This is a genomic window from Solimonas soli DSM 21787 (genome assembly GCF_000474945.1).
GTDB classification, from domain to species: domain Bacteria; phylum Pseudomonadota; class Gammaproteobacteria; order Nevskiales; family Nevskiaceae; genus Solimonas; species Solimonas soli.
Window position 1 is genome coordinate 53,566 of sequence record NZ_AXDW01000010.1, and the last position, 21,675, is coordinate 75,240.

Genomic DNA, 21,675 nt, shown 5'->3' on the forward strand with positions numbered 1-21,675 from the left:
CGCCTTGGCCGCGTCGCTGCGCGCGATCGGCGCGGCGCTGGCCGCGGCGCTCGCGCTCGCGGCCTGCGCGCCGGCCTACGATCCCACGGCCGCCGCCGCCGCCGAGAAGGCGCGCGGCCGCATCGACAATGTGCTCGCGCACATTCCGCCGCAGTGCTACACGAAGACCGACGGCGCCGCCAATCCCTGCTGGGTCTGCCACACGGCGAAGAACCAGCTCAATGCCGCCGACGACTGGCAGCTGCAGGCGCAGTACCAGCTCAATCCGCTCGGCCGCGTCAATCACTGGAGCAATCTCTACGTCGACCGCCGCGCGGCGATCGCCGCGCAGGCCGACGCCGACATCCTGCGCTACGTGCGCGAGGACAATTACGCGCCGCTGCGCACGGCGCTCGGCCGCCTGCCGGCGGCGAAGCGGCCGCGCTGGATGCCGGATCTCGACCTGGCGCGCGGCTTCGCCGACGACGGCTTCGCGCGCGACGGCAGCGGCTGGCGCGCGTTCCGCTACAAGCCCTTCCCGGGCACCTTCTGGCCGACCAACGGCGCGGCCGACGACGTGATGATCCGCCTGCCGGCCGCGTTCCGCGAGGACGCGCGCGGCGCGGCCTCGCTCGCCGTCTATCGCATCAATCTGGCGATCGTCGAAGCGGCGGTCGCGCTGCCCGACACGCGCGGCGACGGCGAGCTCGATCTGCCGACCGAAGCGCTCGACGAGCGCGTCGCCGGCTTCGATCTCGACGGCGACGGGCGTGTCGCCGAGGCGACGCGCATCGCCGCGCTGCCCGCGCATTACGCCGGCGCGGCGGCGGCCATCGCCGTCAAGCGCTACGCCTATCCGCCCGGCACCGAGTTCATGCACGGCGTCTACTACCTCGATCCGGATGCGCCGGACCAGCGCGCGCGCCGCCTCAAGGAACTGCGCTATGCGCGCAAGATCTTCCAGCTCGACGACGCCCATCTGGCGCTGAAGTACGAGGAGGACGCCCGCGAACTGCAGAACGGCGGCTGGCCGTACTTCGGCGGCGACGCCTTCAGCGGCATCTTCAGCGAGTACGGCTGGCAGCTGCAGGCCTACATCGAACAGGCCGACGGCAGGCTGCGCCTGCAGACGCGCGAGGAGCAGATGTTCTGCATGGGCTGCCACAGCGGCATCGGCGTCACCGTTGACGGCTCCTTCAGCCTGCCGCGCAAGGTGCCGGGCGCGCCCGGCTGGGGCTACGCCAGCCTCGCCGCGCTCACCGACTGGCCGCAGGCCGGCAGCGACGAGCCCGAGTACCTGCGCTACCTGCGCCGCGCGCGCGGCGGCGACGAATACCGCGCCAACGCGGAAATGCTCGCGCGCTTCTTCCCCGACGGCAGGCTCGACGAAGCGCGCGTGCGCGCGGCATCGGTCGCCGCGCTGATCCTGCCCTCGCGCGAGCGCGCGCTGGCGCTCGACAAGGCCTATCGCGCGCTGGTGCGGGAGCAGCGCTTCACGCTCGGCCGCGACGCGCTGCCGACGCCGGCCGTCAACGTGCATCGCCGCATCGACGGCGCCGAGACCGGCCTGCGCGAGGCCGACGGCCACGTCTACCAGGACGGCCGCCTGTGGCTCGACGCCTCCGCCGCGCGCTGAGCCGAGCGATTCCGCTCGGCCCGCTTGCGGGGGTGAGGGGCCAGGTGGGGCGCGCGCCGCGGCCCGCATCCGGCGCTGCGCCTCCTCACCCAAGCCTCTCCTCCCCAGGAGGAGAGGGCTCAAGCGCGATTCCCCTCTGCCCGCTCGCGGGGGGAGGGGCCAGGGGAGGTGGGCGCGCGCGGCGCGCGCCGCGGCCCGCATCCGGCGTCGCGCCTCCTCACCCAAGCCTCTCCTCCACGGGAGGAGAGGGCTCAAGCGCGATTCCCCTCCGCCCGTTTGGGGGGGAGGGGCCAGGGGAGGTGGGCGCGCGCGGCGCGCGCCGCGGCCCGCATCCGGCGTCGCGCCTCCTCACCCAAGCCTCTCCTCCAGAGGAGGAGAGGGCTCAAGCGCGTTCCCCTCCGCCAGTCCGCGTCGCCCCTTGCACATCGCGCCCCGCATGCGACGATGCGGCGATGGACGCGAAGATCTATCCCGTCGATCCCGATGCGTTCGCCGGCTGGGACGGCACCATCGCCGGTGCGCGCCGGCTGCAGCGTGAACTCGCCGCGCGGGTGCGGCTGGTCGATGACTTCGCGCCGCCGCGGCTGATCGCCGGCGTCGATGTCGGTTTCGAAGAGCAGGGCACGATCACGCGCGCCGCCGCCGTGCTGCTCGATGCGCAGCGTCTGGTGCCGCAGGCCGAGGTGCTGGTGCGCAGGCCGACGACGATGCCCTACGTGCCGGGCCTGCTCTCGTTCCGCGAGCTGCCGGCGCTGCTCGAGGCGCTGCGCGCGCTGCCGGAAGTGCCGCAGCTGGTTTACGTCGACGGCCATGGCATCGCCCATCCGCGCCGGCTGGGCATCGCCGCGCATCTCGGCGTCGCCAGCGGCCTGCCGACGATCGGCGTCGCCAAGACCATCCTGGTCGGCACGCATGCGCCGCTCGGCGAGTCGCGCGGCGCGCGGACGCCGCTGCTCGACGGCGGGACGCCGATCGGCACGCTGCTGCGCAGCAAGGACCGCGTCGCGCCGCTGATCGTGTCGCCGGGACATCGCGTCAGCCTGGCCACGGCGCCGGAACTCGTGCTGCGCGCGCTGACGCGCTACCGGCTGCCGGAGCCGACGCGTCTCGCCGATCGCCTCGCCTCGCAGCGCGAGGCGAAGGCCGCCGCGCGCCGGCGCTGAGCCGCGCGCACGACGACGGCGCCGCGACGGGCCTGCGTGACGCTGTTGTCAGCGATGCGTCAGCGGTCGACACTATGCCCTCGGCTACAGTCACGGACTCGCGCCATGCGCCAGCGCCTGCTCATGCATCCGCAGCGGCGCGCCGCCGCGCGCCGGCGCCCGCGGCGCTGACCGTCACCGCAGCCTGCAACGAGAATCCGCACAGATGAAGATCCTCATCGTCGAAGACGAAACCAAGACCGCCGACTATCTGCAGCGCGGCCTCACCGAACAGGGTTACGTCGTCGAGGTCGCGCACAACGGGCCGGACGGCCAGCACTACGCGCTGCAGTACGACTACGACCTGATCATCCTCGACGTCATGCTGCCCGGCGCCGACGGCTTCGCCGTATTGCGCGCGATCCGCGCCGTGAAGCAGACGCCGGTGATCATGCTGACCGCGCGCGACCGCGTCGACGACCGCGTCAAGGGCCTGCGCGACGGCGCCGACGACTACCTCGTCAAGCCGTTCTCCTTCCTCGAGCTGGTCGCCCGCATCCAGGCCATCGCGCGCCGCGGCCGCGGCCAGGACCCGATGCAGATCACGGTCGGCGATCTGCAGATCGATCTGCTCAGCCGCCGCGCCTGGCGCGACGGCAAGCGGCTCGATCTCACCGCCAAGGAGTTCGCGCTGCTCGCCGCGCTGGCGCGCCGCCAGGGCGAGATCATCAGCAAGACGGTGATCGCCGAGCAGGTCTGGGACATCAATTTCGAATCGAGCGCCAACGTCGTCGAAGTGGCGATCAAGCGCCTGCGCGCGAAGATCGACAACCCGTTCAAGCACAAGCTGCTGCACACCATTCGCGGCATGGGCTATGTGCTCGAATCGCGCGACGGCGAGGACGAAGCCGATTGAGCGGACTGGCGGCGATGCGCGGCAGCTCGATCGCGCGGCGGCTGTCGCTGATGTTCGCGGCGGTCGCCGTGCTCATCTTCACGCTGGTCGGCGTGGCGCTCGATCGGGTGCTGCGCACGGAGCTGGAGCGCCAGCAGCTCAATGAGCTGATCACCAAGTTCCATCTCGGCGAGCAGCTGATCGAGCACTGCGAGAACGCCTCGAAGTGGGACTTCGTGCAGGCGCGCCTCGCCGGTCTCACGCCCGGCGACGAAAGCACGCAGTTCTGGGCGCTCAGCGCCGATCCGCGCTTCCGCTTCGGCGACGTCGAGGAGTTCGCCGCGCTCCATCCGGACGTGCCGGACGGGTTCAGCCAGCTCGAATCGGACGCGCACCGCGAACCGCTGCGCAGCTTCGCGCGCACCATTGCCGCCGCCGGCGAGCGTCCGGACGTGCGCTTCATCGTCGCCATCGACGTCTCGCCCTACCTGCGCACGCAGCGCACTTTCGCGGTCGCGCTGGCGCTGATCTCGGCGCTCGGCGTGGCGCTCGCGGCGATGCTCGGGCACTGGGTCGCGCGCCTCGGCCTGGCGCCGCTCGACCGCCTGTCGCGCGAGGCGCAGAGCCTGTCGCCGCAGAACCTCGCGCAGCGCCTCGAGCTCGTGCCGCTGCCGCGCGAGCTGTCGGAGCTGGCGGCCTCGTTCAACGGCGCGCTGGACCGCCTCGAACGTGCCTACGTGCACCTGCAGGCGTTCAGCGCCGACGTCGCGCACGAGCTGCGCACGCCGCTGACCAATCTGATCGGCCAGACCGAGGTGGCGCTCGCCAAGCGGCGCACGCCGCAGGAACTCGAGGACGTGCTGCAGTCCAACCTCGAGGAACTCGATCGCCTGCGCGCGATCATCAACGACATGCTGTTCCTGGCCCGCGCCGATCAGGGCGCGCAGGCCGAGACGCGCGCGCAGGTGTCGCTCGCCGAGGAAGTCGGCAAGGCGGTCGAATTCATGGACGTGGTGCTCGACGAGGCCGGCATGCAGGTGCACGTCGAGGGCGACGTGCGCGCCAGCATCGAAACCTCGCTGTTCCGCCGCGCCATCACCAATCTGCTGCAGAACGCCGTGCAGTATTCGCAGCGCGGCGCCGAGATTCGCGTGCGCATCGCGCCGCAGGGCGACGGCGTGCGGATCGCCGTGGCGAACCCGGGCGCGCCGATCGCGCCGGAGTACGTCGGGCGCATCTTCGAGCGCTTCTTCCGCGTCGATCCTTCGCGCGGCAGCGGCGGCGCCAACCACGGCCTGGGTCTCGCCATCGTCAAGGCCGTGGCGACGATGCACGGCGGCACGGTGTTCGCCGAGAGCCGCGACGGCATCAACACGATCGGTTTCACCGTCGCCGCCTGAGGCGTCCGGAAACGAGAACGCTTTCGTCATTGCCGCGCCGGACGCGGCATCATCGCCTGCCGTTCCCCCTCTACGTCCCGATCAAGGAGACGAGACATGAAGTCCATCGACCGCCGTGATTTCCTGAAGACCGCCGCCACCTCGCTCGCCGCCGTCGCCGCCTGCGGTTTCATCGCCGCGCCGGCCAACGCGCAGGAGAAGCTGTCCGTCAACGATCCGACCGCCAAGGCCCTGAACTACACCGAGGACGCCTCGAAGGTCGACGCGGCCAAGGCGCCGACCTACAAGAAGGGCAGCCACTGCGCGACCTGCGCGCTATATCAGGCCGCCGCCGCCAAGGGCGATTACGCGCCCTGCGGCGCCTTCGGCGGCAAGCTGGTCGCCGCCAAGGGCTGGTGCGCGGCATACGCGCCGAAGGCCTGAGCGGCCTGGCGTGACGGCCCGCGCGTCGCTGGCGCGCGGGCCGCTGGACCGCTGCGGCACGCCGGCATAATGCCGGCATGAACGCACCGTCCCGCGCGGCGCATGGCCGCATCATCCGCAGCGAATTCCGCCCTCATCCCTGGCTGCGCGGCCCGCACGCGCAGACCTTGCTGCCGACGCTGCTGCGACCATCGCCGAAAATCGATTTCGCGATTGAAACGCTGGAATTGCCGGACGGCGATTTCGTGCGCATCGGCTGGGCCGGCGTCGAAAAGCCCGGCGGTCGCGTCGCCGTGCTCGTGCATGGCCTGAGCGGCGGTCTGTTCTCCAAGTACCTGCGCGGCCTTGGCCGCCTGCTCGTCGACGCCAGCTGGCGCGTCGCCGCGCTCGAACTGCGCGGCGGCGCCGATCAACCGAACCGCCTCGCGCGCAGCTATCACCACGGCGATACCGCCGATCTGCGTTATCTGCTGCGTCTGCTGAAAGAACGCGATCCGCAGGCGCGGCTCGCGGTCGTCGGCTGGTCGCTCGGCGCCAACGTGACGATCAAGGCATTGGGCGAGGAGGGCGATGCCGCGCCGGTCGAAGCCGCTGCCGCCGCCAGCGCGCCGTTTCTGCTCGAACCGTGCGCCGACAAGCTGCGCACCGGGTTCGCGCGGCTGTACCAGAAGCACATGATCCGCGAGCTGCAGACCATGATCGGGCGCAAGCACGAGCTGCTCGCTTCCGCCGGCATCGACCCTGCCGGCATTCGCCGCGTGCGCGATTTCTTCGAGTTCGACGACGTCTACACCGCCCCGCTGAACGGCTTCGCCGACGCGCGCGACTATTACGCACGCTGTTCCTGCGGCCAGTTTCTCAAGTCGATCGCGCGGCCGACGCTCGTCATCAACGCCGCCGACGATCCGTTCATGGTGCGCAGCATCCTGCCCAGGGCCGAAGCCCTCGCACCGCCGGTCACCCTGGAAATCGCCAAGCGCGGCGGCCACGTCGGCTTCATTGCCGCCGACGCGCGCGGCCGCTGGTCGTGGTGGCTCGAAGAGCGCATCGCCGGATGGCTGGAGCAGGCGATGCCGGCGCGATCGCGATTCGACGAATGACCCCTGCACGCTGATCGGCCGTGCAGGGAGAGGCGAAGAGCCCTGCAAATGCAGCATGAATCGCCAGGGTGGTCGTCGCCATACTGCGTTGAAACCTGAGGCCGTTGTGGAGTGCCTGCGATGCCTGACGATCAGATCGAAACCGGCCGTTCGGCGCCGGACCTTGCGCAGTTGCTGGAGTCGCGGACGCTGGAGCGCTGCCCGTTCCCGATTCCGAGCAGCTGGTTCTTCGTCGATTTCTCCGAGAACCTGAAGCCGGGCGAGCTGCGCAACGTGCAGCTCTTCGATCAGGAGTGGGTCTTGTTCCGCGGCCAGAACGGCAAGGTCGGCATGGCCGATCCGTACTGTCCGCACCTCGGCGCGCACATGGGTCACGGCGGCTCGGTCTGCGGCGACGATCTGCGCTGCCCGTTCCATCACTGGCAGTACAACGTCGACGGCCTGTGCACGGCCGTGCCGTATGCGAAGGTCGTGCCGCCGATCGCGCGCAAGCAGCCGATCCTGCGCACCTTGCCGACGCGGGAGCGCTACGGCCAGATCTGGGCCTGGTTCCACCCGCGCGCCGAACCGCCGGGCTGGGAGCTGCCGCATATCCCGTGCATGGAAGACGAGGGCTGGGTCGGCGAGCAGCGCGGCAACTGGAAAGCGAGCACGGCGATCCAGGAGATCGTCGAGAACAGCGTCGACGTCGCGCACCTGAAGTTCCTGCACGGCGCCGCCGGCATTCCGCCGATCCACGTCGAATACGAACAGCACATGCAGCGCTTCGACATCGGCGGCGGCTACATCGTCGGCCAGACCTGGGGCGCCGGCGCGGTCGGCACGGTGACGTTCACGCAGGAAGGCGTCAGCGCCACGCTGTTCTCGTATACGCAGCCGATCACGCGCGAGCTGACGAAGATGAACATGAGCTTCCGCCACAAGGCCTATCCGGAAGGCTCGCGCGAGCTGCACATCGCCCGCAAGCTGATCGAGCACATGGTGCACGAGGCCGAAGGCGAAACCAGCGCCGGCTTCGAAAGCGTCGACATGATCATCTGGAACAACAAGAAGTACCGCCACAAGCCGCTGCTCTGCGACGGCGACGGCCCGGTGCTGCAGTTCCGCAAGTGGTTCCGCCAGTTCTACGTCGCTTCGCCGGAGGTGATGGCGAGGATCTGAAGTCGTCGCCAGCCGACTACAAAATGCCCCCCGATCGGGGGGCGGCGGCGCGCCTGCACCGCAGTGCGTCACGGTTGCCACCGTGACGTTGCGCATTGCGGCGCATTTTTGCGTTTAGGATGCGTCTTCGACTGGGATCAATCGGGGGCGGGAATGGACGAGCGGATCGGGCGCTTCTGTGTTCGCGGGCTAGGACTGTCGATGCTCATCACCGTGGGTGCGGCGGCGGCGCTGGACCCACCGAAGGCAGCGGTGCAGCCGGTCACCGACGATTACTTCGGCGTCCGCATCACGGACTCTTACCGCTGGCTCGAGGACCAGAAGTCGGCGCAGAGCCAGGCCTGGATGAAGGGCCAGAACGACTACACGCGCACCTTGCTCGACAGCATGCCGGGTCGCACCGCGTTCTCCGCCGACATGCAGCGCTACCTCGACGCGGAGCCGTACTCGATCAAGGACGTGAGGCTCGCGGGCGACCGCATCTTCTATCGCAAGCGCGCCCGGGGCGTGAGCCAGGAAACCCTGTGCGTGCGGCCGGCCGGCGGCGGCGCCGAACGCGCGCTGCTCGATCTCAACACGCTCAGCAAGCCGGGGCGTCACGTCAGCATGGACGGCTACGAGCCGAACCAAGACGGCAGCGTGGTGGCCGTGACACTCTCGGAAGGCGGCGAGGAGCTGGGTACGGGGCGCTTCATCGACGCCGTCACCGGACGACAACTGCCGGACGCGCTGCCGCGCGTGATGGGCACGGGCGCCTTCGACAGCGACGGCAAGTCCTACTACTACCTGGCGCTGCAGGATCTGCCGCCGGACGCCTCGCCGCTCGAAAAATTCCGGCGCCCGCGCGCCCGCCTGCATCGCCTCGGCAGCGACGACGCCAAGGATGCGGTGCTGCTGGCGCAGGGCTCGACACCGTTGATCGAAGTGCCTGACTACCACTTGCCGTTCGTCTTCTCGGCGCCGGACGCGCCGTATCTCGTCGCCTATGTCCTGCCGGGGGTCGATCCGGATCTCGCGATCTATCTGGCGCCGAAGAAGGGCGGTGCCAGACCGAAATGGCGGCGCGCCGCCACGCTCGACGACAGGGTCACCGACGCCTGGCTGCACGGCGATGATCTCTACGTCGTCAGCTTCGCCGGCGCGCCGAACGGCAAGCTGCTGCGGCTCGACGCGCGCGATCCGGACTTCGCGAGGGCGGAAGTGATCGTGCCGCCGGGCGACCTGGTGCTGACCAGCGGCACCGGGCTGGGCACCGAGGTCCTGCATGGCGGCGCCGACGCGCTGTATCTGCGCGTCGTCAGCAATGGCGAAGGAGCGGCGCTGCGCGTGGCCTACGGCGCGAAGCCGTCGGTCACGCGCGTGGCGATTCCCGACGGCATGCAGGTCGACACCATCATCGCCAGCAGCAGCGTGCCCGGCGCCTTGCTGCGTCTCAATTCGTGGATCCGTCCGGGCGATTTTTATCGCTACGACACCGGCAGCGGCAACGTCGTCGCGACGGGCCTGATTGAGAAGAACAGCGTCGATCCGCTCGATCATGTCGTCGAGGAAGTGACGGTGGCGGCGAAGGACGGCACGCCGGTTCCGCTCAGCATCATCCGGCGCAAGGACGCCAGGCTCGACGGCAGCGCGCCGACGGCGATGATCGGCTACGGCGCCTATGGCGATGCGTGGACGCCGAGCTATGCGCGCCGCGTGAACGCGTGGATCGAGCGCGGCGGCATTCTCGCGGTCGCGCATGTGCGCGGCGGCGGCGAGAAGGGCGAGGCCTGGCACATGGGCGGCTACAAGCTCTCCAAGCACAACACCTGGGAGGACTTCATCGCCTGCGCGCACTGGCTCATCGACCATCGCTACACCAGCAGCGCGAAGCTCGGCATCTGGAGCCAGAGTGCCGGCGGCATCCTGATCGGCCGGACGATCACGACCGAGCCGGGCCTCGTGGCCGCCGCCGTCGATGGCGTGCCGCTGTCCGACTCGCTGCGCTTCGAGACCGGCGCGAATGGCCCGGCCAACATTCCCGAATTCGGTTCGGTGACGACGCAGCAAGGCTTCGACGCGCTGTATCTCATGGGCGCGTACTACCACGTGCAGCCGGGCGTGAAGTATCCGTACGTGATGGTCACCGCCGGCGCCAACGATCCGCGCGTCGATGCGTGGCAGGGTGCCAAGATGGCGGCGGCGCTGCAGGCGGCGACCGGCAGCGGCAAGCCGGTGCTGCTGCGCGTGAACTTCGATGGCGGCCACTTCGCCGACACGTCCGCGCAGGAGAATTCGGACTGGACCGACATCTTCACGTTCTTCCTGTGGGCCTTCGGCGACCCGCAGTTCAGGCCGACGGCGCACTGAGCGCACATGGCGCCCGCGAGCGCATGGCATCGGGCCGCTCGTGCGGCGCCGCGCGTCGCGGCGATCCGCGGTGCACGCGCCGTCGGCCGCTGTCGCGGCGCGCGGCGCTGGAGAGCGGGTCAGGGTGAAAGGCGTCCGCCGGACGCCGCCCGATCCGGCGACCCTCTCCCTTCAACGAGGGGAGAGGGGAATGGGGCGGCCATTCAAGGAGCGAAGCCGTTGACCAGCGCCACGCTCGCCGGCTCGCGCAGCGTGCGCATGAACAGCTTCGACGCTTCGGTCGCTTCCGGATTGATCTCGACCATCAGCGCGCCCTTGCGCTGCGCCAGCGGGATGAAGCTCGCGGCCGGGTAGACGACGGCCGAGGTGCCGACCGAGACGAACAGCTCGCAGCCGGCGATCAATTCGCCGGCGCGCGCGAACACGTCTTCGTCGACCATGTCCTCGAACCAAGTGATGTCCGGACGCAGCGGCGCGCCGCAGTCGGGACAGGCGCGTGTCGCGTAGCGTGCGGCGGCGAGGTCTTCGTGCACGCCGTGCCGTGCGCAGCGAACCCGCCACAGCGAGCCGTGCAGCTCGGCGGCCACGTGCACGCCGGCGCGCTGCAGCAGGCCGTCGATGTTCTGCGTGATGACGTGCAGCCGCGGCTGCGCCGCCTGCAGCTTCGCGAGTGCGTGATGGCCGGCGTGCGGCGCGCAGTCGAGCACGGTCTTGCGACGCAGCTCGTGGAAATCGAGCACCTTCCGCGGGTTGCGGTCGAACGCGCGCTGGCAGGCGTATTCGCCGTAGTCGTACTGCGCCCAGATGCCGCCGCTGCCGCGATAGGTCGGCACGCCGCACTCGGCGGACATGCCGGCGCCGATGAAGAAGACGACGGAGCGGAAGTCGGACAGCGCGATTGGCGACATGAGGGGAACCCCTGTGCGCTCACTCAAAAAAATGACACGTCATTCCCGCGAAAGCGGGAATCCAGAGCGGCAAGCACCGACACGCGGTGCCTGGACTCCCGCCCTACGCCCTCGAAGGAGGGTTCGCGGGAATGCATTTGCACTCCGCGAGGCACGCTGCGCTCAGGGCTTCAACAAGGGCTTCAGGAAGCGCCCCGTGTGCGAGCGCGCGTTCTTCGCCACGTCTTCCGGCGTGCCGACCGCGACGATCTCGCCGCCGCCGCTGCCGCCCTCGGGGCCGAGGTCGATCAGCCAGTCGGCGCGTTTGATGACGTCGAGGTTGTGCTCGATGATCACCACGGTGTTGCCGTGGTCGCGCAGGCGTTCGAGCACCTTGAGCAGCTGCGCGACGTCGTGGAAGTGCAGGCCGGTGGTCGGCTCGTCGAGGATGTACAGCGTCTGGCCGGTGTCGCGCTTCGACAGTTCCTTGGCGAGCTTGACGCGCTGCGCCTCGCCGCCAGACAGCGTCGTCGCGTTCTGGCCGAGCGTGATGTACGAGAGCCCCACATCCATCAGCGTTTCGAGCTTCTTGCGCAGCGCCGGCACCGGCTTGAAGAACTCCAGCGCTTCCTCGACCGTCATGTTCAGCACTTCGTCGATCGACTTGCCCTTGTAGCGGATCTCCAGGGTCTCGCGGTTGTAGCGGCGGCCGCGGCAGGTGTCGCAGACCACGTAGACATCGGGCAGGAAGTGCATCTCCACCTTGATGACGCCGTCGCCCTCGCAGGTCTCGCAGCGGCCGCCCTTGACGTTGAAGCTGAAGCGGCCGGCCTCGTAACCGCGCGCGCGCGATTCCGGCACGCCGGCGAACAGTTCGCGGATCGGCGTGAACAGCTGCGTGTAGGTCGCCGGATTGCTGCGCGGCGTGCGGCCGATCGGCGACTGGTCGATGTCGATGACCTTGTCGAGCTGATCGAGTCCGTCGATGCCGTCGCAGATCGCGTGCTGCGTGCCGGCGCCGTTGAGCAGTCGCGCCGCGTAGCCGTGCAGGGTGTCGTTGATCAGCGTCGACTTGCCGGAGCCGGACACGCCGGTCACGCAGGTGATCAGGCCGAGCGGGATTTCGGCGGTGACGTTCTTGAGATTGTTGCCGCGCGCCTTGCGGATCGTGATGTGCCTGTCCGGCTGAGGCGGCGTGCGCAGCTTCGGCACCTCGATCGCCTCGATGCCCGACAGATAGCGGCCGGTGATCGATTCCCGGTTGCGCTCGATCGCCTTCGGCGTGCCTTCGGCGATCACGCGGCCGCCGTGCACGCCGGCGCCCGGGCCGATGTCGACGACGTGGTCGGCGTGGCGGATCGCGTCCTCGTCATGCTCGACGACGATCACCGTGTTGCCGAGATCGCGCAGCTTGAACAGCGTCTGCAGCAGGCGTTCGTTGTCGCGCTGGTGCAGGCCGATGCTCGGTTCGTCGAGCACGTACATCACGCCGACCAGGCCGGCGCCGATCTGCGAGGCGAGGCGGATGCGCTGCGCCTCGCCGCCGGACAGCGTCTCGGCGCTGCGCGCGAGCGTGAGGTAATCGAGGCCGACGTTGTTGAGGAAGCCGAGACGCGCGCCGATCTCCTTGATGATCTTGTCGGCGATGCCCTGCTTGTGGCCGGGCAGCTTCATCTTGGCGAAGAAGCTTTCGGCGTCGCGCACCGACAGCTCGGTGATCGACGGCAGGTTGCGGTCGGCGACGAACACGTGGCGCGCGGCGCGGTTCAGGCGCTGGCCGTTGCACTCGGGGCAAGGCTTGTTGCTGAGGTACTTCGCCAGTTCCTCGCGCACCGCGTCCGATTCGGTTTCGCGGTAGCGGCGCTCGAGATTGGGGATGATGCCTTCGAACTTGTGATTGCGCGTCTGCAGGCGGCCGCGTTCGTCCGGATACTGGAAGTCGATGCGCTCCTCGCCGCTGCCGTACAGCAGCACGTTGCGGACTTTCGCGCTCAGTTTCTCGAACGGCTTGTCCGGATCGAACTTGTAGTGCCTAGCGAGCGAGGTGACGAAGTGCCAGTAGTACGGATTGCGCTTGTCCCACGAACGGATCGCGCCATCGGCGAGCGAGCGGTCCGGATGGGCGACGACGCGCTCCTCGTCGAACACCTGCATCTGGCCGAGACCATCGCATTTCGGGCAGGCGCCGTGCGGCGCATTGAACGAGAACAGGCGCGGTTCGAGTTCTTCGACCGAATAGCCGCAGTGCGGGCAGGACATCTTCGACGAGAAGGTGATCTCGTCGCCCGTTCCGCTGTGCGGCACGACGTAGGCGATGCCTTCCGACAGGCGCAGTGCGGTCTCGAATGATTCGGCCAGGCGCTGCTTGAACCCATCGTTCGGGCCGCCGCTGCTGGCGGCGGGGGGGGCGCGCACCTTGAAGCGGTCGACGACGATCTCGATGTCGTGCTTGAGCTTGCGGTTCAGCGCCGGCACGTCGTCGAGTTCATGGACCTTGCCGTCGACGCGCACGCGCACGAAGCCCTGCGCGCGCGCCTGCTCGAACCATTCGTTGTGCTCGCCCTTGCGGCCGCGCACGACCGGCGCCAGCAGCAGCCAGGCCGACTCGGCCGGCAGCGACAGCACGTGGTCGACCATCTGCGACACCGACTGCGCTTCGAGCGCGACCTCGTGGTCCGGGCAGCGCGCGGTGCCGACGCGCGCGTAGAGCAGGCGCAGGTAGTCGTAGATCTCGGTGACGGTGCCGACCGTCGAACGCGGGTTGTGCGAGGTCGATTTCTGCTCGATCGAGATCGCCGGCGACAGGCCCTCGATCGAGTCGACGTCCGGCTTGTCCATCTGGCCGAGGAACTGGCGCGCGTAGGCCGACAGCGATTCGACATAGCGGCGCTGCCCTTCGGCGTACAGCGTGTCGAAGGCGAGCGAGGACTTGCCGGAGCCGGACAGGCCGGTGATCACGGTCAGCTTGTCGCGCGGCAGATCGAGCGAGACGTTCTTGAGATTGTGCGTGCGGGCGCCGCGGATACGGATCGAGTCCATCGGGGGGGGACGTGCAGGAAGCGTGAACGGACCAATATAGGGGCTGCCGGTGCCACATGAAAGACGCCGACGCGCCGCCGCCCGTAGCCGGGCGTCGACCGCCGGCCGGAAAGCCTTGGGCGCCGCCGGTGCCCGCCGTAAACTTTCGCGCATGCGCTACGTCCTGCTCGCCGTCGCGGTCATCAGCCTCGCCATCGGCATCGTCGGCATTTTCGTGCCCGGCCTGCCGACGACCGATTTCGTGCTGATCGCCGGCTGGGCGGCGGCGCAGAGCTCGCCGCGCTTCCACGCCTGGCTGGAAAGCCACCCGCGCTTCGGCCCGGTGCTGCGCAACTGGCGCGAAACCCGCTCGGTCAGCCGCCGCGCCAAGTGGATGGCGACGGTGATGATGAGCCTGAGCGCGGTGATCCTGTTCGCCACCGTCAGGCGCCTGTGGGTCGCCGAACTGCTCACCGCCTGCATGGCGGCGGTCGCCGTCTGGCTGTGGCTGCGCCCGGAGCCGGGGCGCGGCGCGGCGCCCGGCGCGGTACCATAGCGACGTCCCGCCGCCGGATCCCGGGCGGGCCCTTCACAGCGAGGTGAAGCAGCGTCGACCGCGGCCGGCCAGTGGCGGCCCCGGGGTTGGCGCGAATCGTGCTCCCTCCATTGCGCTTTTCCTTGGCACATACGGCTCATGAATCGTTTCGAATGGCGCGCCACCGCCGCGCTGTCCCTTCTGCAGGCATTGCGCATGCTCGGCATGTTCATGATCCTGCCGGTGTTCGAGTTGTACGCCCGCGATCTGCCGGGCGGCGCCGCGCCGATGCAGATCGGCCTCGCCATCGGCCTCTACGGCCTCGTGCAGGCCTGCCTGCAGATCCCGTTCGGCATGCTCTCCGACCGCATCGGCCGCAAGCCGGTGATCGTGATGGGGCTGGCGCTGTTCGCGCTCGGCAGCTTCGTCGCCGGCCACACGCATGAAATCCACTGGATCATCGCCGGCCGTGCCATCCAGGGCGCCGGCGCCATCTCCGGCGCGGTCTCGGCGCTGCTCGCCGACGTCACGCGGCCGCAGGTGCGCACCACGGCGATGGCGATCATGGGCGCCGGCATGGGCCTGTCGTTCATCGTCGCGCTGGTGCTCGGCCCGGTGCTCAGCGGCATGATCGGCGTCGCCGGCATCTTCGATCTGACCGGCGTGCTGGCCCTGCTGGCGATCCCGGGCATGATCTTCATGGTGCCGGACGCGCCGCGCCTGCCGGCCGTGCCCGGCGGCCTGCGCCGCGCGCTCGGCGACGCGCAGCTGCTGCGCCTCGACGGCGGCATCTTCCTGCTGCACGCCATGATGACGACGCTGTTCATCGCCGCGCCGCAGGCCATCGAGCAGACCCTGCACCTGCCGAGCGCGCGGCATTGGGAGGTCTACCTGCCGGTGCTGCTGCTGTCGATCATCCCGGTGTTCCCGATGATCCGCCGCATCGAGGCCAGCGGCCGCGTCAAGTCGGCCTTCCTCGGCGCCATCGTGCTGCTCAGCATCGCGCTGCTGCTCGCCTCGGAAGTGCATGCCAGCGCCACCGGCCTGTGCCTGGCGCTGATCGTGTTCTTCATCGGCTTCAACTATCTCGAAGGCTCGCTGCCGTCGATGATCTCGCGCCGCGCGCCGCCCGAGCAGAAAGGCGCGGCGCTCGGCGTCTATGCCAGCAGCCAGTTCCTCGGCGGCTTCGCCGGCGGCACGCTCGGCGGCTTCGCGCTCGGCCACTGGGGCATCGGCGGCGCGTTCGCGGTCGCCGGGCTGCTGCCGCTGATCTGGCTCAGCTTCGCGGTGACGCTGGCGCCGCCGCCCGTCCATCCGCTGGAATCGGGCAGCCTCGAATCCGGCCGTCCCTGAGCGCGGGCGCCCGCCCGCCGGCCGCCTCATCGGCGGCCAGTCTGTGATCTAATGACCGGACGTTTTTCGTCGCGACGGCGCAGGCTTGAACACGCCGCCGACGGCATTACCGAATTCATTCTGTGGGGACTCAATCATGGCCCGTGGCGTCAACAAAGTGATTCTGATCGGCAATCTCGGCAAGGACCCCGAGGTGCGCTATTTCCCCAGCGGCGATGCCGTCGCCAACGCGACGATCGCCACCACCGAAAGCTGGAAGGACAAGCAGACTGGCGAGCAGAAGGAAGCGACGGAATGGCACAACGTCGTGTTCCCCGGCAAGCTCGGCGAGATCGCCGGCAAGTACCTGAAGAAAGGCTCCAAGGTCTACGTCGAAGGTTCCCTGAGGACGCGCAAGTGGACCGACAAGGAGGGCAAGGACCGCTACACCACCGAGATCCGCGTGCAGGACATGCAGATGCTCGACGGCAAGCCGGGCGGCGGTGGTTCGGCGTCGTTCGGTGGTGACGAATCGCGCGGCGGCTATGGCGGCGGCAGCTCGGCGCCTTCGCGCGCGCCGGCCCGCAGCGCGCCGGCGGCGGCACCCGCCGAGATGGATGCGCCGTTCGAGGACGATGACATTCCGTTCTGAGGCGCTACCTCAAACATTTGTAAAAACACCAAGCCCGCGACTGCGGGCTTTTTGTTTTTCGCAAAGCGCCATTGCCCGCGCCGGATCGGCATTGCTCACCGTGTCTGTTGCCGGCTGCGGCGATGGTCCGGGTTTATCGATCAGGCTTTTGCAGTAAACGCTCAGGCGCTGAATCCGGCCTTGCGCATTCAATTCGTAAAAGTTGGCGGTATGCCGTACGGAGCCATCCGGCAGGCGGGCTTCGATTTCGACGGCGATCGAGTGATGTCCGACGACGCGGGCCACCGGCGTCGGCACAGGGCCGCCGGCAGCGAACACGCTGCGATGCAATTCACGGATGGCCGCAACGCCCGCGAACTGCTTGCCGTTGGGCAGCGTGAAGCTCGCGTCATCGGCATAGATGTGGACGAGGGCGTCGAGATCGCGGGCGCGGATACTGGCGAAGTAGCGTTCGGTGACGGCAGTAGGGTCCACGGGCGACTCCTGATGGCGATGAAGACATCATTCTCGCCGCGACGAGCCGCGGTGAACGGTGCGGCGAGCCTGCCAATGGCGTCATCGCGAAATTCTGGCCATCGATGCACAGTACGGCCGGACATCGTCAGTCGACGGCGGTCGCGGCGATGGACGCATGCCGATCGCTTCGCTAACGTGAAGACGTCAATATTTCGAGCGTCGTCGTCGCCGGCAGTCGCTGCATGCCCGATCTCCCTCCATATGAGTCTGTCCGGCCGTCCTCCGGGGTGCCTGGGGCTGCTTCGCGGACGCGTTCAGTGATTTGCAGCGCGTCGGCAAAGTCCTGTTCGTGCCGGCCCACCATCGTTACCGGGGTCAGGGCGGCAGCGGCCGGCAGCGCAGCATCAGTGTGTTCATGCGCGCCGATCCGCGTTTCGATGACGAGGCGGTGTTCGGCGACGATCTGGGCGGGGTTCTGAAGCACTGCGTGCATCTGCAAAGCAGTGCCTTGGACGGGTTGATGGCACGCATCGGCCGCGAAACCTCGGTGCCGGGATTCGCTTCGGAACTGATGGTCGAGGGGCTCAGCCTCAGCATGCTGATCGAGGCCGTCCGTCTGCTGCGCAGTCTGCGCGCGCAATGTGCACACAAAGGTGGACTCGCCGGCTGGCGACCGAAGCGGCTCAAGGAGCGCATCCACGGCGATGGTCCGCCGGCTTCGCCGGCCGAACTCGCCACGCTGTGCGGCTTGAGCCGACGGCATCTGATCCGCGCCTTTCGCGAGCAGACCGGCGAGACCATCGGCGCCTACGCGCAGCGGGTGGCGATGGCGCGTGCGCAGCATCTGTTGCGGGACACCCGGCAGCCGGTGAAAGCCGTCGCCGTCACGCTGGGCTTTTCGAGTCCGGCGGCGTTCGCAACCGCCTTCCGGCGCTCGTTCGGCTTGAGCCCGAAGGCTTTTCGCGCGCGCCAGTCGCCACCGTTCACGCCGCGCGACTGAAACGCCGCGGCCGCGATCGGCAGCGGATGGCGCTCTGTCGAAACTTCGGCGCGCCGCCGAAGGCAAAGACGTTTGTTGCCGGCTCAGGCCGTCCATAAAGTTCGAGCGCGGGTGAACAGCCGTTCATCGCACGCCACTTCCGCTTGCCCGGAAGTGCTTGTTCACAACGGATGCGGGTGCAGAAGATGAAAGTAGGCTTCATCGGGCTTGGCAGCATGGGGGCGCCGATCGCGCGTCGTCTGGCGCGTTCCGGCTTCGCCGTCGTCGGCTGCGACATTTCGCCGCAGATGCTGGAAGCGTTCGACGAGCCGGACACGCTGCGGCAGGCCGATCCGATCGAAACCGCGCGCGGCGTCGAGGCGCTGGGCGTTTGTGTGCGCACCGACGCGCAATTGAAATCGCTGGTCGGCGATGGCGCCCTGTTCGAGGCGCTGGGTGCCGGCGGCCTTTCCGTGAATAAAGCGCAGTCGCAACGGGCTGCGCAAACGGTGCATCTGGATCGCCACGGCCGCTACGCCCTTCGCCAAGCTCAGGACAGGCCTCGCGATGACGGAATTCTTTCCTGGCGACGCTGCCGGCTCTGTTTTCAGGTGCTCTCGCGCGGCGCGAGCGTGCAGGCAAGCGCTTTGGTGCTGGCGTCGGGATTCAGGGTGCCCAGTTCTTCGAGAACGCGATCGGCAGCGACTTCACCGATGTCGCGTGCCGGCGGTCGTACGGAGCTGAGGCTCGGGAACAGCGCTTCGGCGATCGGGAAGTCGCCGAAGCCAAGCACGGCGCACTGCTGGGGAATCCGCAGTCCGAGGCGCTGTGCGGCGAGCACGGCGCCGCTGGCGACGTTGTCGTTGGCGCAGAATAGCGCGTCGATATCGCCGCTGCGCATGATTTCCTCGATCGCCAGGCGTCCGGCGGCGATCGGATGCACGGCACCGGGTTCGATCAAGCGCGTCGCCAGGCCATAGTCGCGCAGCAGGCAGGCGGCGAACTCCTCGTAGCGCAGCGCCGCCCACAGATCGCCGGCGATCGGCGTCTGCGCGTAGGCGATGCGCCGATAGCCGCGCTCGTGCAGGAAGGCTGCCGCCAGCCGGCTGACCTCGTCGTGCGCGAAGCCGACCTGCGGATACGGCCGATCCGGCCGATAGTCCCAGACTTCGACGACCGGCACGCTGGCGCGCGCCAGCATCTGTTCGGTGCCGGGCGTGTGCTGGCAGCCAGTGACCACCAGCGCCGCTGGCGCCCAGCCGAGGAATGCGCGCACGACTTCCTCTTCCTTTTCCAGCGAGAACTCGCTCGATGCCAGCAGCAGCTGGTAGCCGTAGCGGCTGACGCGATCGCTGAACGCCTGGATGGTGTCGACGTAAATCGGTGCCGAGATGCTCGGCAGGACCAGGCCGATGACGCGCGCCTGCGCCGATGCCAGCCCGCCGGCGGCGAGATTCGGCACGTAGCCGAGTTCGGCGACGGCGGCGGCGATGCGCTGGCGCGTCGCTTCGGAGACGTGTTGCGGGCGGTTGAAATAGCGCGACACCGTGATCGGCGAGGTACTGGCCAGCTCGGCCACCTGATCGAGCGTCGCGCGCCCTGAACTGCGGCGCTTACGAGTCATGGGAGTGCATATGTCGGAAAGATTTGTTGGCCGGCAAATATGTTATTGGATAAAGCATCGGTCAAAACGACAACATAGGAAAAATGGTAGCGCTAGCATTATTCATTTATCACGAATTAGCATGACGATAGCAGCACATATCGATGGCGGTCTGGCGGTGCATCCGCTGGCTGTCCGCTTTGGCGCACGGATCGAGGGTGTCGATCTGTCGGCGCTCGACGACGACACGCTCGCCGCCGTCGAGGCGGCGCTGGTGCAATACAAGGTGCTGTTCTTCGCCGGCCAGCGCTGGACGGCGGCGCAGCAGGTGGCGTTTGCCCGCCGTCTTGGTGATCTCCACAGGCATCCGGTATTCGATCGTCATCGCGATGCCGACGAGTTAGTGGTGTTCGCATACGACGAAACACGCAGAGGCGCCAACGACACCTGGCATTCCGACGTCAGCTTCGTCGCCGAGCCGGTGAAGTACAGCATCCTGCATGCCGAGGAGATTCCGCCGCTTGGCGGCGATACGCTGTGGCTCGATGCCGAGGCGGCCTACGACGGACTGTCGGCGTTTTTAAAGGACTTTCTTGGAAACCTCACGTCCGAGCACTTTTTCTTCAAGAATCCGACGCCGGACGCACTCGCCCGCCTGCTCGCCGAGGGCGATGCCGATGCGCGCACGGCGGCATTCGGTCCGGTGGTGCATCCGCTCGTGCGCACGCATCCGGTCAACGGCCGGCGTTCGCTGTACGTCAGCCGGGCGTTCACGACGCGCATTCCCGAGCTGACACCGATCGAATCGGATCATGTGCTGCGCCTGTTGTTCGAGCACCTCGACAAGCCGGAATTCCATCTGCGCTGGCAGTGGCAGGCCGACACCGTGGCGATCTGGGACAACCGCAGCACCCAGCATCTCGCCGTCTCCGATTATTTTCCCGCCCGCCGCCGCGTCCGCCGCGCGGCCGTGCTCGGCGAACGTCCCCGCTAAGTGAGCCTGACGATGAAGAACCTTTCGAGGGCGTGGCAGCGCTTTACTGCTCTGATCGCCATCGTGCTGTTCGCGGTGCCGAGCGCGTGGTCGGCGACGCCGAACGTGATCCGCGTCGCCGCGCCCGATCTGAGCGCCGGTGCCAAGCCGGCTTACGCCGGTCAGGTCGATGTGCTGTATACGCGGCACCTTCTCGAAGACGAATTCGCCAAGGATGGCATCCGCGTCGAGTGGAGTTTCTTCAAGGGTGCCGGGCCGGCGATCAACGAGGCTTTCGCCAACCAGCAGCTCGACTTCGCCTTCCTCGGCGATCTGCCGCCGATCGTCGGTCGCGCCGGCGGGCTCGACACGCGCGTGCTGCTGGCGCTGGCGCGCGGCGCCGAAGCGTATCTGGCGGTGACGCCGCAGTCGGGCATCAAGACGCTCGCCGATTTGAAGGGCAAGCGCGTTGGTCTCCTGCGCGGCACGGCTGACCAGCTGTCGTTCGCCGAGGCGCTGGCCAGCGCCGGGCTCGGCGAACGCGATCTGCGTGTCATCAATCTCGATTTCAATGCCGTCAACGCCGCATTCGCCGCCGGGCAGATCGACGCGACCTGGGCGACCGGCCGCCTGCTCGCGCTGCGCGACCGCGGCCTCGCGAAGATCCCACTAGGCAGCCGCGATCTCGGCGGCGCCGGTGCGCTGCAGGGGGCGTTCATCGGCGCGCATGCCTTCACCGAGGCCAATCCGCAGCTCACGGTGCGCGTGGTCAAGGCGGTGCTGCGGGCGTCGCAATGGCTGTCGCAGGAAAGCAATCGCCAGGCGCAGGTCGCGCTGTTCGCCGGGCAGGCGAGCTATCCGGTCGCCGTCGTCGACGAGAGCCTGCGTGGTGCACAGCTCGACTTTTTCTATTCGCCGCTGCTGGACCGCTACTACCTCGATGGCCTGCGCCGCAAGGTCACGCTCGCCAGGCAGCTTGGCCTGACGCGCAAGACCTTCGACGTCGATCAGTGGGTCGATGCGCGTTATCTCCAGCAGGCCTTGCAGGAGCTCGGCTGGCAACAGCAGTGGAAGCCTGCGGAGCAATACGTGTCGCGCTAGACCTAGACCATCCGGGGTCGGCGAGGGGCCGGCTTCCTTCTTCCTTCTTTCACC

General features: G+C 68.5%; 18 protein-coding genes and 1 pseudogene. 15 read left to right on the top strand and 4 right to left on the bottom strand.

Annotation, left to right across the window (positions count from 1 at the left end; all coding sequences use genetic code 11):
* Nucleotides 1–4 precede the first annotated feature (4 nt).
* The 8 genes from K344_RS0106145 to K344_RS0106180 all read left to right on the top strand — a co-directional run bounded on the left by K344_RS0106145 (nucleotide 5) and on the right by K344_RS0106180 (nucleotide 10,085).
* Complete coding sequence (locus tag K344_RS0106145; RefSeq protein ID WP_084197057.1) at nucleotides 5–1,615, top strand: Aq_1262 family (lipo)protein; 1,611 nt, start codon at nucleotides 5–7, stop codon at nucleotides 1,613–1,615.
* A gap of 452 nt (nucleotides 1,616–2,067) precedes the next feature.
* Nucleotides 2,068–2,778, top strand: a complete 711-nt coding sequence (nfi, locus tag K344_RS0106150) for a deoxyribonuclease V (protein WP_043113937.1) — start codon at nucleotides 2,068–2,070, stop codon at nucleotides 2,776–2,778.
* 205 nt (nucleotides 2,779–2,983) lie between these two features.
* Nucleotides 2,984–3,673: a heavy metal response regulator transcription factor gene (locus tag K344_RS0106155; protein ID WP_028079931.1), complete on the top strand. Its 690-nt coding sequence runs from the start codon at nucleotides 2,984–2,986 to the stop codon at nucleotides 3,671–3,673.
* A complete protein-coding gene (locus tag K344_RS20470) occupies nucleotides 3,670–5,052 on the top strand; it encodes a heavy metal sensor histidine kinase (RefSeq protein ID WP_245586131.1) in 1,383 nt (460 codons plus the stop codon). The genes K344_RS0106155 and K344_RS20470 overlap by 4 nt, the downstream gene beginning before the upstream one ends.
* Nucleotides 5,053–5,148: 96 nt before the next feature.
* Nucleotides 5,149–5,475, top strand: a complete 327-nt coding sequence (locus K344_RS0106165; RefSeq protein WP_028079932.1) for a high-potential iron-sulfur protein — start codon at nucleotides 5,149–5,151, stop codon at nucleotides 5,473–5,475.
* Between the two features lie 77 nt (nucleotides 5,476–5,552).
* Entirely contained in the window at nucleotides 5,553–6,575 is a 1,023-nt protein-coding gene (locus K344_RS0106170) for a hydrolase (RefSeq protein WP_028079933.1), read from the top strand.
* A 120-nt stretch (nucleotides 6,576–6,695) separates the two neighbouring features.
* Nucleotides 6,696–7,736 carry a Rieske 2Fe-2S domain-containing protein gene (locus tag K344_RS0106175; protein WP_051361946.1) on the top strand — a complete coding sequence of 347 codons (1,041 nt, stop codon included), beginning with the start codon at nucleotides 6,696–6,698 and terminating at the stop codon, nucleotides 7,734–7,736.
* Nucleotides 7,737–7,937: 201 nt separating this feature from the next.
* Nucleotides 7,938–10,085: a prolyl oligopeptidase family serine peptidase gene (locus K344_RS0106180; protein ID WP_028079935.1), complete on the top strand. Its 2,148-nt coding sequence runs from the start codon at nucleotides 7,938–7,940 to the stop codon at nucleotides 10,083–10,085.
* 203 nt (nucleotides 10,086–10,288) lie between these two features.
* On the opposite strand, the gene K344_RS0106190 is transcribed toward K344_RS0106180, so the two are convergent.
* Complete coding sequence (locus K344_RS0106190; RefSeq protein ID WP_028079936.1) at nucleotides 10,289–10,993, bottom strand: SIR2 family NAD-dependent protein deacylase; 705 nt, start codon at nucleotides 10,991–10,993, stop codon at nucleotides 10,289–10,291.
* 162 nt (nucleotides 10,994–11,155) lie between these two features.
* On the bottom strand, nucleotides 11,156–14,011 hold the full coding sequence (gene uvrA, locus K344_RS0106195; protein ID WP_028079937.1) for an excinuclease ABC subunit UvrA: 2,856 nt from the start codon (nucleotides 14,009–14,011) through the stop codon (nucleotides 11,156–11,158).
* Nucleotides 14,012–14,162: 151 nt separating this feature from the next.
* Here uvrA and K344_RS0106200 point away from each other — a divergent pair, with 151 nt between their 5' ends.
* The 3 genes from K344_RS0106200 (at nucleotide 14,163) to ssb (ending at nucleotide 16,509) form a co-directional block, all read left to right on the top strand.
* Entirely contained in the window at nucleotides 14,163–14,546 is a 384-nt protein-coding gene (locus K344_RS0106200) for a YbaN family protein (RefSeq protein WP_028079938.1), read from the top strand.
* 138 nt (nucleotides 14,547–14,684) lie between these two features.
* The gene (locus K344_RS20475; RefSeq protein WP_051361947.1) at nucleotides 14,685–15,878 is read left to right on the top strand and encodes an MFS transporter; all 1,194 of its coding nucleotides are present in this window, start codon (nucleotides 14,685–14,687) and stop codon (nucleotides 15,876–15,878) included.
* Between the two features lie 133 nt (nucleotides 15,879–16,011).
* Nucleotides 16,012–16,509 carry a single-stranded DNA-binding protein gene (ssb, locus tag K344_RS0106210; RefSeq protein WP_211234486.1) on the top strand — a complete coding sequence of 166 codons (498 nt, stop codon included), beginning with the start codon at nucleotides 16,012–16,014 and terminating at the stop codon, nucleotides 16,507–16,509.
* Nucleotides 16,510–16,518: 9 nt separating this feature from the next.
* Here ssb and K344_RS23380 read toward each other — a convergent pair whose 3' ends face one another.
* Entirely contained in the window at nucleotides 16,519–16,983 is a 465-nt protein-coding gene (locus K344_RS23380; RefSeq protein WP_084197061.1) for a YybH family protein, read from the bottom strand.
* Nucleotides 16,984–17,287: 304 nt separating this feature from the next.
* Between K344_RS23380 and K344_RS0106215 the strand changes: the two genes are divergently transcribed.
* Together K344_RS0106215 and K344_RS24935 are read left to right on the top strand one after the other, a co-directional pair.
* The gene (locus K344_RS0106215; RefSeq protein WP_028079940.1) at nucleotides 17,288–17,965 is read left to right on the top strand and encodes an AraC family transcriptional regulator; all 678 of its coding nucleotides are present in this window, start codon (nucleotides 17,288–17,290) and stop codon (nucleotides 17,963–17,965) included.
* A gap of 215 nt (nucleotides 17,966–18,180) precedes the next feature.
* Nucleotides 18,181–18,378: pseudogene (locus tag K344_RS24935) on the top strand (NAD(P)-binding domain-containing protein); the annotation flags it as partial.
* A 173-nt stretch (nucleotides 18,379–18,551) separates the two neighbouring features.
* Here the strand turns inward: K344_RS24935 and K344_RS0106225 are convergent.
* On the bottom strand, nucleotides 18,552–19,568 hold the full coding sequence (locus tag K344_RS0106225) for a LacI family DNA-binding transcriptional regulator (RefSeq protein WP_043113938.1): 1,017 nt from the start codon (nucleotides 19,566–19,568) through the stop codon (nucleotides 18,552–18,554).
* A gap of 121 nt (nucleotides 19,569–19,689) precedes the next feature.
* Here K344_RS0106225 and K344_RS0106230 point away from each other — a divergent pair, with 121 nt between their 5' ends.
* Both K344_RS0106230 and K344_RS0106235 read left to right on the top strand, forming a co-directional pair.
* Entirely contained in the window at nucleotides 19,690–20,541 is an 852-nt protein-coding gene (locus tag K344_RS0106230; protein WP_043113940.1) for a TauD/TfdA family dioxygenase, read from the top strand.
* A gap of 12 nt (nucleotides 20,542–20,553) precedes the next feature.
* Complete coding sequence (locus tag K344_RS0106235) at nucleotides 20,554–21,621, top strand: ABC transporter substrate-binding protein (RefSeq protein ID WP_028079944.1); 1,068 nt, start codon at nucleotides 20,554–20,556, stop codon at nucleotides 21,619–21,621.
* Nucleotides 21,622–21,675 lie beyond the last annotated feature (54 nt).

Coding starts and splice junctions, on each gene's coding strand:
- nfi (WP_043113937.1), top strand. CDS start 2,068: ATGGACGCGAAGATCTATCCCGTCGATCCCGATGCGTTCGCCGGCTGG.
- K344_RS0106155 (WP_028079931.1), top strand. CDS start 2,984: ATGAAGATCCTCATCGTCGAAGACGAAACCAAGACCGCCGACTATCTG.
- K344_RS0106165 (WP_028079932.1), top strand. CDS start 5,149: ATGAAGTCCATCGACCGCCGTGATTTCCTGAAGACCGCCGCCACCTCG.
- K344_RS0106170 (WP_028079933.1), top strand. CDS start 5,553: ATGAACGCACCGTCCCGCGCGGCGCATGGCCGCATCATCCGCAGCGAA.
- K344_RS0106175 (WP_051361946.1), top strand. CDS start 6,696: ATGCCTGACGATCAGATCGAAACCGGCCGTTCGGCGCCGGACCTTGCG.
- K344_RS0106180 (WP_028079935.1), top strand. CDS start 7,938: ATGCTCATCACCGTGGGTGCGGCGGCGGCGCTGGACCCACCGAAGGCA.
- K344_RS0106190 (WP_028079936.1), bottom strand. CDS start 10,993: ATGTCGCCAATCGCGCTGTCCGACTTCCGCTCCGTCGTCTTCTTCATC.
- uvrA (WP_028079937.1), bottom strand. CDS start 14,011: ATGGACTCGATCCGTATCCGCGGCGCCCGCACGCACAATCTCAAGAAC.
- K344_RS0106200 (WP_028079938.1), top strand. CDS start 14,163: ATGCGCTACGTCCTGCTCGCCGTCGCGGTCATCAGCCTCGCCATCGGC.
- K344_RS20475 (WP_051361947.1), top strand. CDS start 14,685: ATGAATCGTTTCGAATGGCGCGCCACCGCCGCGCTGTCCCTTCTGCAG.
- K344_RS0106225 (WP_043113938.1), bottom strand. CDS start 19,568: ATGACTCGTAAGCGCCGCAGTTCAGGGCGCGCGACGCTCGATCAGGTG.
- K344_RS0106230 (WP_043113940.1), top strand. CDS start 19,690: ATGACGATAGCAGCACATATCGATGGCGGTCTGGCGGTGCATCCGCTG.
- K344_RS0106235 (WP_028079944.1), top strand. CDS start 20,554: ATGAAGAACCTTTCGAGGGCGTGGCAGCGCTTTACTGCTCTGATCGCC.